Origin of the sequence: Streptomyces fructofermentans (assembly GCF_014651055.1) — a bacterium.
GTDB lineage: Bacteria > Actinomycetota > Actinomycetes > Streptomycetales > Streptomycetaceae > Streptomyces > Streptomyces fructofermentans.
On the sequence record NZ_BMWD01000004.1, the window covers coordinates 76,535 to 91,993 of the forward strand.

14 protein-coding genes are annotated in these 15,459 nt (G+C 72.8%); 3 read left to right on the forward strand and 11 right to left on the reverse strand.

Annotation, left to right across the window (positions count from 1 at the left end; genetic code table 11):
- Positions 1–16: 16 nt before the first annotated feature.
- The 8 genes from cobT to IE265_RS07250 all read right to left on the reverse strand — a co-directional run bounded on the left by cobT (position 17) and on the right by IE265_RS07250 (position 10,861).
- A complete protein-coding gene (cobT, locus tag IE265_RS07215) occupies positions 17–3,631 on the reverse strand; it encodes a nicotinate-nucleotide--dimethylbenzimidazole phosphoribosyltransferase (RefSeq protein WP_190034537.1) in 3,615 nt (1,204 codons plus the stop codon).
- 336 nt (positions 3,632–3,967) lie between these two features.
- The gene (gene cbiE / locus IE265_RS07220; RefSeq protein WP_190034538.1) at positions 3,968–5,176 is read right to left on the reverse strand and encodes a precorrin-6y C5,15-methyltransferase (decarboxylating) subunit CbiE; all 1,209 of its coding nucleotides are present in this window, start codon (positions 5,174–5,176) and stop codon (positions 3,968–3,970) included.
- 283 nt (positions 5,177–5,459) lie between these two features.
- Positions 5,460–6,098, reverse strand: a complete 639-nt coding sequence (locus IE265_RS07225; protein ID WP_190034539.1) for a GNAT family N-acetyltransferase — start codon at positions 6,096–6,098, stop codon at positions 5,460–5,462.
- A 164-nt stretch (positions 6,099–6,262) separates the two neighbouring features.
- Positions 6,263–7,096 carry a MetQ/NlpA family ABC transporter substrate-binding protein gene (locus IE265_RS07230; protein WP_190034540.1) on the reverse strand — a complete coding sequence of 278 codons (834 nt, stop codon included), beginning with the start codon at positions 7,094–7,096 and terminating at the stop codon, positions 6,263–6,265.
- Positions 7,097–7,128: 32 nt separating this feature from the next.
- Positions 7,129–7,956: a MetQ/NlpA family ABC transporter substrate-binding protein gene (locus tag IE265_RS07235; protein WP_190034541.1), complete on the reverse strand. Its 828-nt coding sequence runs from the start codon at positions 7,954–7,956 to the stop codon at positions 7,129–7,131.
- Positions 7,957–8,068: 112 nt separating this feature from the next.
- On the reverse strand, positions 8,069–8,806 hold the full coding sequence (locus IE265_RS07240) for a methionine ABC transporter permease (RefSeq protein WP_190034542.1): 738 nt from the start codon (positions 8,804–8,806) through the stop codon (positions 8,069–8,071).
- Positions 8,803–9,846, reverse strand: a complete 1,044-nt coding sequence (locus IE265_RS07245) for a methionine ABC transporter ATP-binding protein (RefSeq protein ID WP_190034543.1) — start codon at positions 9,844–9,846, stop codon at positions 8,803–8,805. The genes IE265_RS07240 and IE265_RS07245 overlap by 4 nt, the downstream gene beginning before the upstream one ends.
- A 367-nt stretch (positions 9,847–10,213) precedes the next feature.
- Positions 10,214–10,861 (reverse strand): HAD family hydrolase, encoded by a 648-nt coding sequence (locus IE265_RS07250; protein ID WP_190034544.1) that lies wholly within the window; start codon positions 10,859–10,861, stop codon positions 10,214–10,216.
- Positions 10,862–10,930: 69 nt separating this feature from the next.
- On the opposite strand from IE265_RS07250, the gene IE265_RS07255 reads away from it, so the two are divergent.
- Positions 10,931–11,290 carry a hypothetical protein gene (locus tag IE265_RS07255; RefSeq protein ID WP_190034545.1) on the forward strand — a complete coding sequence of 120 codons (360 nt, stop codon included), beginning with the start codon at positions 10,931–10,933 and terminating at the stop codon, positions 11,288–11,290.
- Position 11,291: 1 nt separating this feature from the next.
- Positions 11,292–11,768: a hypothetical protein gene (locus tag IE265_RS07260; RefSeq protein ID WP_190034546.1), complete on the forward strand. Its 477-nt coding sequence runs from the start codon at positions 11,292–11,294 to the stop codon at positions 11,766–11,768.
- A 73-nt stretch (positions 11,769–11,841) separates the two neighbouring features.
- Here IE265_RS07260 and IE265_RS07265 read toward each other — a convergent pair whose 3' ends face one another.
- The 3 genes from IE265_RS07265 to IE265_RS07275 form a co-directional block, all read right to left on the reverse strand.
- Entirely contained in the window at positions 11,842–12,345 is a 504-nt protein-coding gene (locus IE265_RS07265; protein WP_190034547.1) for a GNAT family N-acetyltransferase, read from the reverse strand.
- A 45-nt stretch (positions 12,346–12,390) separates the two neighbouring features.
- On the reverse strand, positions 12,391–12,897 hold the full coding sequence (locus IE265_RS07270) for an RNA polymerase sigma factor (RefSeq protein WP_190034548.1): 507 nt from the start codon (positions 12,895–12,897) through the stop codon (positions 12,391–12,393).
- A 123-nt stretch (positions 12,898–13,020) separates the two neighbouring features.
- Positions 13,021–14,184 (reverse strand): glycerophosphodiester phosphodiesterase, encoded by a 1,164-nt coding sequence (locus tag IE265_RS07275; RefSeq protein WP_190034549.1) that lies wholly within the window; start codon positions 14,182–14,184, stop codon positions 13,021–13,023.
- A 502-nt stretch (positions 14,185–14,686) separates the two neighbouring features.
- On the opposite strand from IE265_RS07275, the gene IE265_RS07280 reads away from it, so the two are divergent.
- Positions 14,687–15,376 carry a lysophospholipid acyltransferase family protein gene (locus IE265_RS07280; RefSeq protein WP_190034550.1) on the forward strand — a complete coding sequence of 230 codons (690 nt, stop codon included), beginning with the start codon at positions 14,687–14,689 and terminating at the stop codon, positions 15,374–15,376.
- Positions 15,377–15,459: the final 83 nt, after the last annotated feature.

Below are 15,459 nucleotides of genomic sequence, written 5' to 3' on the forward strand. Positions count from 1 at the left end.
CCCCGGACCGGCGCCGCTACTTCTCGGTCACCCCGGCCGAGTCGAACGTCGCGACCTCGTGCATGGCGCGCGCCGCGCTCTGGACCACCGGCAGGGCCAGCAGGGCGCCCGTGCCCTCGCCCAGCCGGAGGTCGAGGTCGACCAGTGGGCGCAGGCCCAGCTTGTTCAGGGCCGCAACGTGGCCGGGTTCGGCGCTGCGGTGCCCGGCGATGCAGGCCGCGAGGACCTCGGGGGCGATGGCGCGGGCGACCAGGGCGGCGGCGCCGGCGCTCACCCCGTCCAGGATCACCGGCGTGCGCAGGGAGGCCCCGCCCAGGAGGAGGCCCACCAGCGCGGCGTGCTCCAGGCCGCCGATGGCCGCGAGGACCCCGATCGGGTCGGCCGGGTCGGGCCGGTGCAGCTCCAGCGCGCGGCGTACGACCTCGGTCTTGCGGGCCAGGGTCTCGTCGTTGATGCCGGTGCCGCGGCCGGTGACCTCCGCCGGGTCGCTGTCCGTGTAGACGGAGATCAGCGCGGCCGACGCGGTGGTGTTGGCGATGCCCATCTCACCTGTGATCAGGGCCTTGTTGCCGGCCGCCACCAGGTCGCGGGCGGTCTCGACGCCCACCTCGATGGCCGCCTTGACCTCCTCGCGGGTCAGCGCGGGGCCGGTCGTCATGTCGGCCGTGCCCGCGCGGACCTTGCGCGGCAGCAGACCGGGGGTCGCCGGCAGGTCCGACGCGACGCCCACGTCCACGACGCAGACCTCGGCGCCCACCTGGCCGGCGAAGGCGTTGCAGACCGCTCCCCCGCCGAGGATGTTGGCCACCATCTGGCCGGTGACCTCCTGCGGCCACGGGGTGACGCCCTGGGCGTGCACACCGTGGTCGCCCGCGAAGATCGCGACCGCGGCGGGCTCCGGGATCGGCGGCGGGCACATCCGGGAGAGCCCGGACAGCTGTGCGGAGATGATCTCCAGCATGCCGAGCGCCCCGGCCGGCTTGGTCATGCGCTTCTGGCGCTCCCAGGCCTCGCCGAGCGCCTTGGCGTCCAGCGGGCGGATGTTCGCGACGGTCTCCGCGAGCAGGTCGTGCGGCTCCTCGCCGGGCAGGGCCCGGCGCCCGTACGTCTCCTCGTGGACGACCCAGGACAGCGGGCGGCGCTTGGACCAGCCCGCCTGCATCAGTTCGGGCTCCTCCGGGAACTCGTCGACGTATCCGACGCAGAGGTAGGCGACCACTTCGAGGTGGTCGGGCAGGCCCAGCTCGCGGACCATCTCCCGCTCGTCGAAGAAGCTCACCCAGCCGACGCCCAGGCCCTCGGCGCGGGCCGCGAGCCACAGGTTCTCGACGGCGAGGGCCGAGGAGTACGGGGCCATCTGCGGCTGCGTGTGGCGGCCGAGGGTGTGGCGGCCGCCCCGGGTCGGGTCGGCGGTGACGACGATGTTCACCGGGGTGTCGAGGATGGCCTCGATCTTCAGTTCCTTGAACTGCTTCGCACGGCCCTTGGGAAGCGACTTGGCGTACGCCTCGCGCTGGCGCGTGGCCAGTTCGTGCATCGTGCGCCGCGTCTCGGCCGAGCGGATCACGACGAAGTCCCAGGGCTGGGAGTGTCCGACGGAGGGTGCCGTGTGGGCCGCCTCCAGGACGCGCAGCAGCACGTCGTGCGGGATGGGGTCGCTGCGGAAGCCGTTGCGGATGTCACGGCGCTCGCGCATCACCCGCAGCACGGCGGCACGTTCGGCCTCGTCGTACCCGGGTGCGGCGGGGCCGGTGGACTCTCGTGTCTCCGCCACGGCGACCGTGCTCTCTTCCTGCTCGGCGGCCCGGGTGTCCAGGTCCTCCGCCTGCTGTGCGTCGATCTGCTCCTCGGCGGGAGCCTCCGGTACGGGCACCGCCTCGGCCCCGGGGGCCTGCTCGGGCTCCCTCGGCGCGGGCAGGACGAGGAGCGGTTCCTCCTCGGGGGACGGCTCGGCGGCCACCGCGACGGGGTCGGCCTCCTGGCCGGGCGTGCCGTCCGCGGGCGTCCGCGGGAGCGGCGGCAGGGCCATCGCGTGCGGCGGGGTCGGCGCGAGACGCGGTCCGGTCGGCACCGTGCCGTCGACGGCCACGAACTGCCCGACGGGCTGCTCGGCCCGGTCGCCGGGAGCACCGGCGGCGTGGAGGTCGGCGGGTGTGTGCGGCTCGTCGCCGTGGAGTACGGCGGCCACGGCTGCGGGCTCCTCGGCCGGGGCACCGGTGACGTCCGGTTCCGGTTCGGCGTGGATGCCGGGGGCCTCGGGCCCGGCGGGCCCGGCGGCGGTTGCCGGAGCCTCGGCCGGTACGGCCTGCTCGACGACGGGGGCGGCGGGCGCGGCGAGGGCGCCGGCCGCGTTCTCAGGGGTCCGCGGGACGTCCGCGGGCGCCTCGTCGGCGATCCCGGTGAACGGGGCAGAGGGGTCCTGGAACTGCTGCTCGTCGCCCGCCGCGTGGACGGGGTGCGCCGCGTGGGCCTCGTCGGCGGCCTGCGGGGGCTCGGGCGCCGGGAGTCCGGCGCCGTTCGACGGGTGCTCGGGCATCGCGGCGGACGGCTCGACCGGGACGGCGTCCGGGTGCGGGCCCTGCGGGAACTCCGGGACCGCCTGGGCGCCCTCGGGAACCGGGAGGGCCTCGGGGGCACGGGGACCGTCGGGGGCCGGGAACTCCTCCGGTGCCCGGAACTCCCCGGGAGTCCCGAACTCCTCGGGGGTCCCGAACTCCCCGGGGGCCTGGGGGAAGAGCGAGCCGTCGGCGAGCAGCGGGGCCTGCGCGTAGTCCTGGACCGGGACCGGCTCGGGGGCCGCGGCGGGCTCCGGGGTTCCGGCCTGCTCCGGGTACGGGGAGACGTACACGGGTTCGGCGGCCCGCACGGGCTCCTCCGGGGAGGCCTGCCCGTACGCGGCGGGGCCCTCGGCGGCGGGGTCGGCGGCCTGCCGGGCCGGGACCGCCGGTTCGGCGGGAGCCTGCTGGGCGGCGGGGTCCTTCTCGCCGGTGAGGGGCGCGTCGGCGGTGTCGAAGGACTGCTCGGGGCCGCCGGCGTGGGCTCCCGCGCCCTGCGGAAAGACCGTTTCTGCAGCCGCCCCCGCCATGGCCACCTGGGCCACGGCCGGCGGCGCGACCTGCGTCCGGGCCTGCGCCCCCCACGGCGACGCGCCCTGCGGCGCGACCTCCTGGGGCACGTCGAGGTACTCGGGCCCTGCCACGGGCGGAGCGGTGTGCCGTACGGAGCCGGGGTGCACCGGCGCGCCCGCGGGACCGCGGTCGGCGAGGGAGCGCACCGGGCTGCCGGCGCCGTCCGGGGTCGGCGGGCCGAGGTGCAGCGGGCGGCGGGCGACGGGCGGCTGCGGGGCGGGCGTGGACATCCGGACGGCACTGAGGTCGACCGCGCCGCTGTCGCGGCCGGCCGTCTCGTGCGGACCGGGCTCGTGGACCGCCTCGACGACCGGGGCGGGGGCGGGCGGGGCGACTTCGTTGCCCCACGCTCCCTGGGCACCCGGGAGCAGCAGCAGGTCGTCGTCCTCGGCGGTGGTCTCGGAGAGGTAGGTGTACGCGCCGGGGGCGGGGACGCCCGGCTGCTCCACCATGCCTGCGTTCTCCGGCAGTCCCTCGCCCGGGACCTGGCCGGTGTCGGTCATGCGTACCCCTCGCCCATCGGTTAGTGCTCCTACGACCTGCTCGTCCGGAGCGGCGCACCGACCGCCCTCCATGAGAACGAGCACGCCTGCCGGGCGGCACGAACGACCGGTCGACAAAGCCATTGAGAGGCATTGTCCCGGTCGGTCCGCCACCGCGACAGGTTCATTTGCCACGGCCCGCTGTGGACTGCGCCACTCTGCGCAGCCTCCGGTTTCCGCCGTACCACACGCACCCCAAAACGGGTGGGTTTTCCGGACATTGACCGGCGGAATACCGGACAACCCGAGTGCGGTGCAACGATCGGCCAGCCTACCGCGCGCGGTACGACTACAGGATCACAGGGAGCGGTCGGGCAGCAGCCCGGTGAGCAGGAACGCGACGCTCCGCTCCTTCTCCGTCCAGGCGCGGGTGTCCAGCTCAACGGACTGCAGCAGGGCGCATTCGACCTGGTATCCGTGCTCCGCGAGCCCCCTGCCGACGAGTTCGGCGGTATCGCGTGTCGCGGCGTGCGTCACAATCCGCCGGGGCCTGCGGTCCGCGACGGCGGAGACCACCGCCGCGCCTCCGCCGCCGACGCGTACGACGTCCGGTTCGGGAAGGTTCTCCAGGATGTGCGGCGCGTTGCCGTGGGTGATCTGGAGCTGGACGCCGAAGCGGCGGGCGGTGGCCATGGTGCGGGCGCACTCGTCCGCGTCGCGGTCCACGGCGATGACGGCGGCGCCGAGGCGCGCCGCCTCGGTGGCGAAGGCCCCGCCGCCGCACCCGATGTCCCACACGAGGTCCCCCACGTGGGGTCCCAGGCGGGCGAGTTGGGCGGCGCGCAGCAGCTCGGTCTCGCCCTCCCCCAGGTCCCCGTAGACGCCGTCCGGCAGGGCCCAGCCGCGTGGTCCCGTGCCCGGGTCGCGGCCCGCGATCCAGCCGCCGCCCTCGGAGGGCGCCACGGGCCCGCCCATGACGATGACGACGTTCGGGTCGCGCCAGGTGTGGTCGGCGGCCTTGTCCGAGGTGAGGACCGTGACCCGTTCGCGCTCGGTGCCGAGTTCCTCGCAGATGACGAAGGTGCGGTGGACACCGTCGAGGAGCAGGCCCAGCTCGGCGGGTCCCGCTCCGGGCGAGGTGAGGACGGCGACCTTGGTGTGGGCGCGGCACACGTTCACCGCGCGGCGCAGCGTACGGGGGTGGGCGACGACCACCTGTGCGTCGTCCCAGGGCATCCCGGCGCGGGCGAAGGCGGCGGCCACGGCGGAGACCGCGGGGACGACCTCGACCTCCAGGCCGAACTCGGGGGCGCGCAGGGTGCGTACGACTCCGAAGAAGCCCGGGTCGCCGTCGGCGACGACGACCGCGGTGCCGCGGTGGGCGGCGATCCGGCGTGCCGCGAGGGGCACACTGCCGAGCCGGACGCGCTCGGCGCCGGCGGGCACCTCCGGAAGCTTCAGATGGTGCCCCGCGCCGGCCACCAGCGTGGCGGCGGCGAGGGCGGAACGTGCCGCGGCCGTCAGCGGCGAACCGTCCCAGCCGATCACCGTGACCCGGTCGGCCATCGTCGTCAGTCTCCTGGGGTCGTCGCAGGTCGTCGGGTGGGCGTGCGGCCGCCGGACAGGCGTGCGGAGGGAGCCCCGTGAGCGTACCCCGGCCGTGTCCCGTCGCGCGGGTGCGGGTCGGCGGCGTCCCGGCTCCTCGTGCTCGTGCCCCGGCGGTCGGTGTCGGGCCGTGTCCCGCGCCGGGCCGTGTCCCGCGTCGGGTCGCGCCTGGTCGGGTCGGGCCGCTCCGGGTCGGGGCGCGCGTGGCCCGGCTGCCGGGCCGGGCCGCCGGTGGGGCCCCGGGTCAGTTCCAGTCGGAGTACGTCGTGAAACCGCCGGAGTCGGCGAGCTGCTCGGCCACGCCCTCGATGTCCTCGGGGAGCAGGCTCCACACGATGAAGTCGGTCCGCGCCTCGGCCCAGTCGCCGTCCTCGGTGCGGGTGCGCGCTATGCAGGCACCGCGCAGGACGCCCTCGCTGATGCAGCCGATCTTCTGCGCGACCTGCTGGGAGGCCGTGTTGTCGGCCGCGGTGCGCAGCTCGAGGCGTTCCAGCTTCTGGTCGCGGAAGAGCCACTGGGCGGTCGCGAGGGCCGCCTCGGAGGCGTATCCCTCGCCGCGCGCCCAGGGGGCGACGATGTACGAGAGTTCGGTGGAGCGGACGTGCCAGTTCGTCCTGCCGAGCTGGATCACGCCGACCAGGCGCTGGGTGAGGAACTCCGTGACGGCCAGGTCGAGTCCGCGTCCGGCGGTGCGCTCGGTGGGCGCGTACTCGCTGATCCAGGTCCGCGCGGAGTCCTCGGTGAAGGGCTGCGGCACGGACGTCCAGGCGACGACCTGTTCGTCGTTCATCATCTCCGTGAAGGCGGGCACGTCGTCGTCCTCGAGAGGGCGCAGCACCAACCGCTCCGTGCTCAGGGAGATGTCGGGGAAGGTGTTCGTCATGCGCCGCTCCGTAACCATCAGGAACCGTCGGGCCTGCTGAACTGCCCAGCATGCAGCATGGAACCACCGAATCGCACCACGGGGCCCCCGCCCGCCGGCCCAAGTGCGCGGGAGCGGAACCGCCTTGGGAGGGCCGGGGCCACGTGAGCGCTGGTGAGACGCCGTCAGTCGCGCCCGACGGGCAGCACCGAGCCCTGGTACGTCTCCTCGATGAACTTCCTCACCTCGGGCGAGACCAGGAGTTCGGCGAGCTTCTCGACCCGCGGGTCGTCCTCGTCGCCCTTCCTGACGGCGAGGAGGTTCGCGTACGGGTTGTCCTTCGTGGACTCCAGGAGGACGGCGTCGTCGGCCGGGCTGAGCCCGGCGTCCTGGGCGTAGTTGTTGTTGATGACCGCGGCGGCCACGTCGTCGAGGGAGCGCGGCAGCTGGGCCGGTTCCAGCTCCTTGATCCTGAGGTGCTTCGGGTTCTCCGTGATGTCGGAGGGCGAGGCGGTGGTCCCCGCGCCCTTTCTGAGCGCGATGACGCCCTCGGAGGCGAGGAGTCGCAGGGCGCGGCCCTCGTTGGTGGTGTCGGCGGGCACCGCGACGGTGGCTCCGTCGACGAGGTCCGCGACGTCCTGGACCTTCTTCGAGTACACGCCCATGGGCGGCAGGTACGCCTTCACCACCGGGACCAGGCTGCCGCCGGTGGACCGGTTGAAGTCGTCGAGGAACGGCTCGTTCTGGTAGAGGTTCGCGTCCAGCGAGCCCTCCTGGAGAGCGGTGTTCGGCAGGACGTAGTCCGTGAACTCCTTGATCTCCAGGTCCAGTCCGTGCTCGGCGGCGAGGTCCTTCTCGATGAAGGAGAGGACCTCGCCGGCCGGGACGGCGGTGGCGCCGACGACGAGGGCGCCACCGCCGTCACCTCCGCCGTCCGTCGCGGAGCCGGAGCCGCACGCGGTGAGCCCGAGCCCCAGGGCGATGGCGGCCGCGGAGGCGGAGAGTACGGGCCTGCGCACGGGTGGCGGTCCTTGTCCGTGGGAGGGGCGGGTCAGAACGACGCGACGACGGAGCCGGCGTACGTGTCCTCGATGAACTTCTTGACCTCGTCCGAGGTGAGGAGCTTCGCCAGCTTCTTGACGCGCGGGTCGTTCTCGTTGCCCTCCTTGACCGCCAGGAAGTTGCCGTACGGGTTGTCCGTCGCGGACTCCAGGACCAGGGCGTCCTCGGCGGGCTTGAGGTCGGACTCGATCGCGTAGTTGCCGTTGATCACCGCGGCGTCGACGTCGTCGAGGGAGCGGGGCGTCTGGGCCGCCTCCAGCTCCTTGAACTCGAGCTTCTTCGGGTTCTTGACGATGTCGGCGGGGGTCGCCTCGTTGCCCACGCCCTCCTTCAGCGTGATGATTCCGTTGGCGTCGAGCAGCTTGAGCGCCCGCGCCTCGTTGACCGTGTCGTTCGGGACGGCGATCGTGGCACCGCTCTTCAGGTCACCGACCTTCTCGGCCTTGTTCGAGTACAGGCCGAGCGGCTCCAGGTGGACCGTGACGACGGGCACGATGTGGGTGCCCTTCTTCTTGTTGAAGTCGTCGAGGTACGGCTGGTTCTGGAAGTAGTTGGCGTCCACGGACCCGTCCTCGGTCGCCGTGTTCGGCGTGACGTAGTCGGTGAACTCCTTCACCTCCAGGTCGAGGCCGGCGTCCTTCGCGAGGTTGTCCTTGACGAAGTCGAGGATCTCGGCGTGCGGGACCGGGCTGGCGGCGACGACCAGCGGGCCGCTGGTGTCCGAGCCCTTGTCATCCTCCGCGCCGCAGGCGGTGAGGCCCAGGGTGAGGGCTCCGGCGGCGAGGACGGCAGTGGTGATCTTGGCGGTGTTACGCACGAAAAGTGCCTTTCCTTAAGGGTGGAGCGCCCCCGCGAAGGGTGTGCGGGGGAAAGGTGGGGAGAACAGGTGGACCGCGGAACGGGGGAACCGCGGGGTGTGCGGGCGGGCGTCAGGCGACCGTGTCGACGTCCGCCGCGAGCGGCTTCTTCGCCTTGAGCAGCCGCAGCCGGGGCGCGGGACCGGAGCGGCCACCGCGGCGGTCCAGGCTGCGGGCCGCGTAGTCGCCGGCGAACTGGATCGCGGAGATGACCACGGCCAGGATGCCGACGATGATCCACATCAGCTCGGTCTCGAAGCGCTGGTAGCCGTAGCGGATGGCCAGGTCGCCGAGGCCTCCGGCGCCGACGGTGCCGGCCATCGCGGAGTAGCCGATGAGCGCGACGATCGTGGTCGTGGTGCTGGAGATCAGCGACGGCAGCGACTCGGGCACGAGGACCTTGCGGACCACGGTCCAGACGTTGCCGCCCATCGACTGCACGGCCTCCACGAGCCCGCCGTCCACTTCGCGGACGGCCGTCTCGACCAGCCGCGCGAAGAAGGGGATCGCGCCGATCGCGAGCGGCACGATGGCCGCCTCACGCCCGATGGTGGTGCCGGTGATCCAACGGGTGAAGCCCATCAGCGCGACCATCAGGATGATGAACGGCATCGAGCGCGCCACGTTCACGATCTGCCCGATGACACGGTTGGCGAGGACGTTCTGCAGCAGGCCGCCGCGGTCCGTGAGGACCAGCAGGACACCGAGCGGAAGGCCGCCGACGATCGCGATGAGGGTGGACCAGCCGACCATGTAGAGCGTGTTCCAACACTCCTCGGACAGCAGGGGCTGCATCTCGGACCAGGTCACTTGGCACCGTCCTTCACCAGCACGCGCGCCTCGGCCGCGGCTCCCACGAGCTCGATCTGCAGGCCCTGCTCGCGCAGGAAGCCGATCGGCACGACGTTGTCCTCGTAGCGTCCGGGCAGTTCGATCCGCATCCGGCCGACCTGCCTGCCCGCGACGGTGTCCATCGCGGCGCCCAGGATCGAGATGTCGATGTTGTACGTCCGGGACAGCTGCGAGATCACCGGCCGGGTCGCCGCGTCGCCGTGGAAGGTGACGTCGATGACCGTGCGGTCCTCGGCCGAGGCGTCGCCGCCCACCGGGAACAGCGCGGCGGCCAACTCCGAGCCCGGGGTGGCCAGCAGGTCGCTGACCGTGCCCGACTCGACGATGCGGCCGTTCTCCATGAGAGCGGCCGAGTCGCACACGCTCTTCACCACGTCCATCTCGTGCGTGATGAGCAGCACCGTCAGGCCGAGCTGCCGGTTCAGGTCGCGCAGCAGCTGGAGGATGGAGCGGGTGGTCTCCGGGTCGAGCGCGCTGGTCGCCTCGTCCGAGAGGAGCACCTTCGGGTCCCCGGCCAGGGCGCGGGCGATGCCGACGCGCTGCTTCTGGCCGCCGGAGAGCTGGGCGGGGTAGGACTTCGCCTTGTCGGCGAGACCGACCAGGTCGAGCAGCGCCAACGCCTTGCGGGAACGTTCCTTCCCTGATGTGCCGAGGATTTCCAGCGGCAGCTCGACGTTGTCCTGGACCGTGCGCGAGGACACCAGGTTGAAGTGCTGGAAGACCATCCCGATGCGGCTGCGCGCCGCCCGCAGGTCCCGGCCGGCCCGCGGGCCTCGTCCGGCCAGCGCCGTCAGGTCCTGTCCCGCGACCGTCACGGTGCCTGCCGTGGGGCGCTCGAGGAGGTTGACGCAGCGGATGAGGGAGGACTTGCCGGCGCCGGACTGGCCGATGACGCCGTACACCTCGCCTTCGCGGACATGCAGGTCGACGCCGTCTAGGGCGGTGACCTCACGGCCGCGCGAACGGTAGACCTTCGTCAGGCCCGATGTCGTGATCACTGGGGATTCCGTCACTGTCGAGTGCAGGGCGTGGATGTGCCCGGGCACGGGTGCATTCGGTCGGAACGCGGCACGGTTCTCGCTGTGGCGATGGAACCGGGGGAGAACGTGTGCGCGGGGCGGGCTCAGTCGCGTACGCAAACGGCGTACGGGCGGACGTGAGCGCTCTCGCTTCGGGGCGCGAGGCCGTGAGTGGTGCGGGGGCCCTCTAGCAGGCGCACATTCGACACATACAGCGAGCACCGGGCGTCATGGTCGCCTCGGTCGCAAGGATGCGGCTGCTCGTCGTGGTCATGGGAAAAGTAAAGCAGACGTTCACACCTGAACAGGAACCGCTGTCCGCATGGCGGACAGCGGTGGACGCGGCTCAGTCCCCGACGGTGAGTTCCACTCCCCCGTCGGTGGCCAGTGCCGACACGGCCGACAGGTCCCCGACGACGACGTCCGCGCGCAGCTCGTCGGCACGGTGGGTTGTGGCCAACGCCACGGTGGTCATGCCCGCGGCCCGGCCGGCCCGGAGCCCGGCGGGCGCGTCCTCGAAGACGACGCAGCGGGACGGGTCCACGCCCAGCATGCGGGCGGCGAGCAGGAAGGGCTCGGGGTCGGGCTTGCCGCGCGTGATGTCGTCCGCGGCGATCAGCGTCTTGGGGTGGATGCCCACCTCGCCGAGGCGCGCCTCGGCGAGCCGGCGGGTGGCGGAGGTCACGACGGCCCAGCGGTCGGCGGGCACGGAGTCGAGGAGCGCCCTCGTGCCGGGCAGCAGGTGGACGCCGCCCGCGACGTCCTCGACCTCCAGCCGCTCGATGCGCGCGACCGCTTCGGCGACGCGGTCGGCGGGCAGCAGGTCGGCGGCTATCTCGGCGGCCGTGCGGCCGTGCAGCTCGACGCGGGCGAAGTCCTCGGCCGTGATCCCGTACTCCTGCGCCCAGCGGGTCCAGCAGCGGTACACCGACTCCAGGGACGAGACGAGGGTTCCGTCGTTGTCGAACAGCAGGGCTTCGGCTCGGATCTTCATGTCACCGACCCTACGGGGCACCCCGGGGGCGACCTCACCGGGCCATTTGGCCCGTAATAGGGTCGCCGCATGCTTGTAGCCCTGACGGTCGCGACCGCCGTCGCCGCGCTCGTGCTCGCCGCCTGGTGCGGCTGGGCCGCCTACCGCGACGAGCCGACGAAGGACTGGCACTTCATCGGCATGGCCGTGGTGTCGCTGCTCGCGCTGGTCCAGCTCGTGGTGGGGATCGTGCAACTGGCGCGCGGGGAGGACCCGGAGCAGGGCACGACGATCTTCGTGGCGTATCTGATCGGCGCCTTCGCCTGCGTTCCCGCCGTGGCCTTCATGTCGCTGGCCGAGCGCACCCGCTGGGGCTCCGCCACCGTCGCGGCCGGCGGTGTGGTGCTCGCCGTGCTCCAGGTGCGGCTCTACGACATCTGGGGAGGCTGACATGGCGGTCGACGGGAAGTCCCGGCGGACCCGGCTCATCGGCGGTCCGGGGATCCTGCTGGTCTGGCTGTACGGCGTGATGGTCGTCGGCGCGGTCTCCCGCTCGGCGGTGCAGATCGCAACGGAGTTCGACAAGGCGCCGCTCGCCTACTCGCTGTCCGCGGTGGCCGGACTCGTCTACGGCTTCATCACGTACTCGCTCGTGCGGGGCGGCGAACGGGCCCGCAGGGCGGCGCTGGTGTGCTGCGCCGCCGAGCTGGCGGGCGTGCTGATCGTGGGCACCTGGACGCTGGTGGAGCCCTCGGCCTTCCCCGACGCCACGGTCTGGTCGGACTACGGCATGGGCTACCTGTTCATTCCGGTGCTGCTGCCGGTGACGGCGATGTTCTGGCTGCGCGGGGCGCGGGCCCGGACCGCCGGCGCGGAGCGCGGCACCGCTCCCGGTCGGCGCGACCCGGCGGCCGAGCCGGACGCCTAGGGCGCGTCCGGCTCCGCGCGGGCCCCGTCCGCCGCGCTCGGCGAAGCATCCGACAGGCCTCGGACAAGCAGGGTCAGGCGCTGGCCGCGAAGGCGCCCGCGCGGGCGTCCTTCACGAGGGTCACCAGGCTCAGCCGCTCGTCCACGCGCTCCGTGGACACCCGCTCGTAGCCGTGCTTCCTGTACAGCCGCAGGTTGTGCTCGCTGCGGTGGCCGGAGAAGAGTTGGAAGGACTTGGCCGCGCCGCCCTCGGTGAGCCGTGCCTCGATGGCGTCCAGCAGGCGTCCGCCCAGACCGTGGCGCTGCATCCGCGGGTGCACGATCAGCTTGCCGATGCGGGCGGTCCCGTCGGCGTCCACCGTCGCCCGCACCGAGGCCACCACCTCCTCGCGGAGGCGGGCCACCAGTACGGTGCCGCCCGCGAGTTCCTCCTTGAGGGAGTCCAGGGACTGGGTGAGCGGCTCGATGCTGTAGTCGCCGTACAGCTCGGCCTCGGACTGGTAGCAGAGGAACTGCAGTTTGAGGATCTGTTCGGCGTCCTGCACGGTCGCCGCCGAGATGGTCACGCTCATGCCCATGTGTGCATGCCTCCCGCTCACCTGTTGGCCGGTTGTCCCTCACTCCTATCCCCGTGGTTCGCGGGCCGCAACCTCCGAGGTCAGCATTCGGCGCAGACATCCCAGGCATCTGGAACGTTCCGGACCAAGACTGCCCTGTGAGATACCCAACTCGCCTGCGATCTCCCGGTACGTGAGGTCCTGCGGGGAGAGCAGCGCCGCCAGCAGTCCGGGGCAGCGCCCGGGCAGCCGGCGCACGGCGGAGTGCAGTGCGCGGCGGCGGGCGGCGGCCAGCGCGAGCTGCTCGGGACCCCGCCCGCTGTCGTCGGCCGGATCGGATCCGTACGGCTGCTCGATGTGCGCGGTGTGCCGGGTGCGGCGCGCCTCGGAGCGGACGGCGCCGCGCAGCCAGGCGGCCGGGTCGGCGGGCGGACCCTCCGTGCCGAGGCGTTCCAGGAGGCGTACCCAGACCGCCTGTTCCAGGTCGCCCGCCTCGGTCCCGGACGCGTGGGCCTCCGCGGAGGCCTCGGCGACGAGCAGCGGACGCAGGGCGGCAACCATGTCGTGGGTCATGTGCGGCACGACGCGGCCGCCCCGGCGCGAGGTTGCCGGGGCGGCCCGCTGTCACTCCAACCGGGGCCCGGGGCGCAGCCGTTGACGGCCGGGCCGGCCCGCGGGCCGGCCGGCCCGATCGGCTCAGTCGTCGAGGAACTCCTCGCGGGCGAGGACGCCGGTGTCGGGGTTGTCGGTGAACACTCCGTCGATGCCGGTCGCGAAGTACGTCCGGAAGGCGCCGAAGGCGTCCCCGTAGCCGTCCGGGTCGGTGCCCCTGCGGAAGTTCGCGGGCAGGAAGGGGTTCTCGTTGCGCATCGTGTACGGGTGCAGGACGAGGCCCTCGGCGTGCGCGTCACGGACCAGCGTGGTCGGCGTCGTGAGGTTGCCTCCCGCGTCCCTCGGGATGACCAGGTCCAGGGTCGGGCCGATGCCCTGCGCGTACGAGGCGATCCACTTCAGCCCCTCGGGCTTGACGAGGTCGGCGACCGTACGCGGGTCCCCGCTCTTCACGAAGTCCCACGGCCGCGTGCTCGCCCCGGAGAGGAGCACCACGAGGGGGTTGCCGACCAGCCCGTCCAGACGCCGCACGCTGGTGGGCTCGAAGGACTGGAGGATGACGGGCGAGTTCTTGCGGTCCTTGCCGTGCCTGCGCAGCACCTTGGCGACCCGCTCCTCCAGGCCGAGGCCCAGTTCGCGGAAGTACGTGGGGTGCTTGAGCTCGGGGTAGATCCAGACCTGCCTGCCGCGCTTCCTGGTCTGCTCGTCCTGCCAGCGCAGCACCTCCTCGAAGGTGGGGATCTCCCAGCGGCCGTCGTAGAGGGTGTTGTGCGGGCGGTTGGCCGGGATGCGCTCCTTGGCCCGCAGCGTCTTCAGCTCGGCGAGCGTGAAGTCCTCGGTGAACCAGCCGGTGGTGGAGACGCCGTCCAGCAGCTTGGTGGTCCTGCGGTCCGCGAACCCGGGGTGCGCCGAGACGTCCGTCGTGCCGCCGATCTCCGGCTCGTGGCGGCACACGAGGTGGCCGTCCTTGGTCGGCACCAGGTCGCCCGCCTCGACGACGTCCGCCCCCAGGTCGAGTGCCAGCTGGTAGGAGCCGAGCGTGTGTTCCGGGCGGTAGCCGCTGGCCCCCCGGTGGCCGATGATCGTCGGCTTCGGCAGGCTCCGGTATCCCCCGCCGCCGTGCCGCGCGTCGGCCGCCGCCGTCCCCGGCAGCCCGAGGACGGCTCCGCCCAGCACCGCCGCCCCCAGCAGCGCGCGCCGCCCCGGCCCGATCCCGTCGCGTTCCTCGTCCGACCCCTGCGTCGCCATGAGCGCTCCTCCGCATAGTGCCCTGCACCTGTCAAAGCGGGACGATGGTAGGTGCGCCCGGGTGACGAAGGGGAGACCTGGGACGGAACACGCGGGTGACGCTGGATGTCGGATGGGACACGCGTGGTGACGGAGGGTCGGCCTCCGGTGCCGCGGGGGCGGGTGGCGGCGCGGCCGACACGCGGACGCGAACGGCGGGACGCACTTCCGCCGTTCGGCGGGTTGGTCCCGTGCGGGGCGGGTACCCGTCCCTGCGGCGCACCGCACCGCGCACACCGGCTCTCGCGGCCGCGGGCCCGGCGGGGAACGAGGCAGGACCCCGGTTCCGGCCCCGCCCGGCGCGACATCGGTCACATCGTCCCGGCCGGATGACAGGCGTGCGACGGGACGCCACCGCAGGTAAACAGTGGTCGACACCGCGTATCCACTCGGTGAACCCGATGTGCAAGACCCCGGGCGCCGCGAGTATCGTCCTCACCTGCACAGACTTATACCGAATCCCTTGACACCGGAGGGCCCGTTGTCCCGCTTCGCGCTCATCAAGGCAGTGCTCGGACCGATCATGCGCCTGATGTTCCGCCCACAGGTGGAGGGCGTGGAGAGGATTCCGGGCGACGGCCCCGTCATCCTGGCCGGCAATCACCTCACGTTCATCGACTCGATGATCCTTCCGCTGGTCTGCGACCGGCAGGTCTGCTTCATCGGCAAGGACGAGTACGTCACCGGCGAGGGCTTCAAGGGCCGCCTGATGGCCTGGTTCTTCACCGGCGTCGGCATGATCCCGGTCGACCGGGACGGTGCCAACGGCGGTGTCGCGGCCCTGATGACCGGCCGTCGCATCCTGGAGGAGGGCAAGGTCTTCGGGATCTACCCCGAGGGCACCCGCTCCCCCGACGGCCGCCTGTACCGGGGCCGCACCGGCATCGCCCGGCTCACGCTGATGACCGGCGCCCCGGTCGTGCCGTTCGCGATGATCGGCACCGACAAGCTCCAGCCGGGCGGCGCGGGCATCCCGCGCCCGGGCCGGGTCACGGTCCGCTTCGGCGAGCCGATGGAGTTCTCGCGGTACGAGGGCATGGACCGCGACCGCTATGTGCTGAGGGCCGTGACGGACTCCGTGATGACCGAGGTCATGCGGCTGTCGGGCCAGGAGTACGTGGACATGTACGCCACCAAGGCGAAGGCCGCGTAGGGGCGTTCGGCGCGGGGTGCTCCGGCCCTCCGCTCCTTGGCCCGGCGCTCCGCCGGCAGACCCGACCGTGGGGCCCCCCCCCC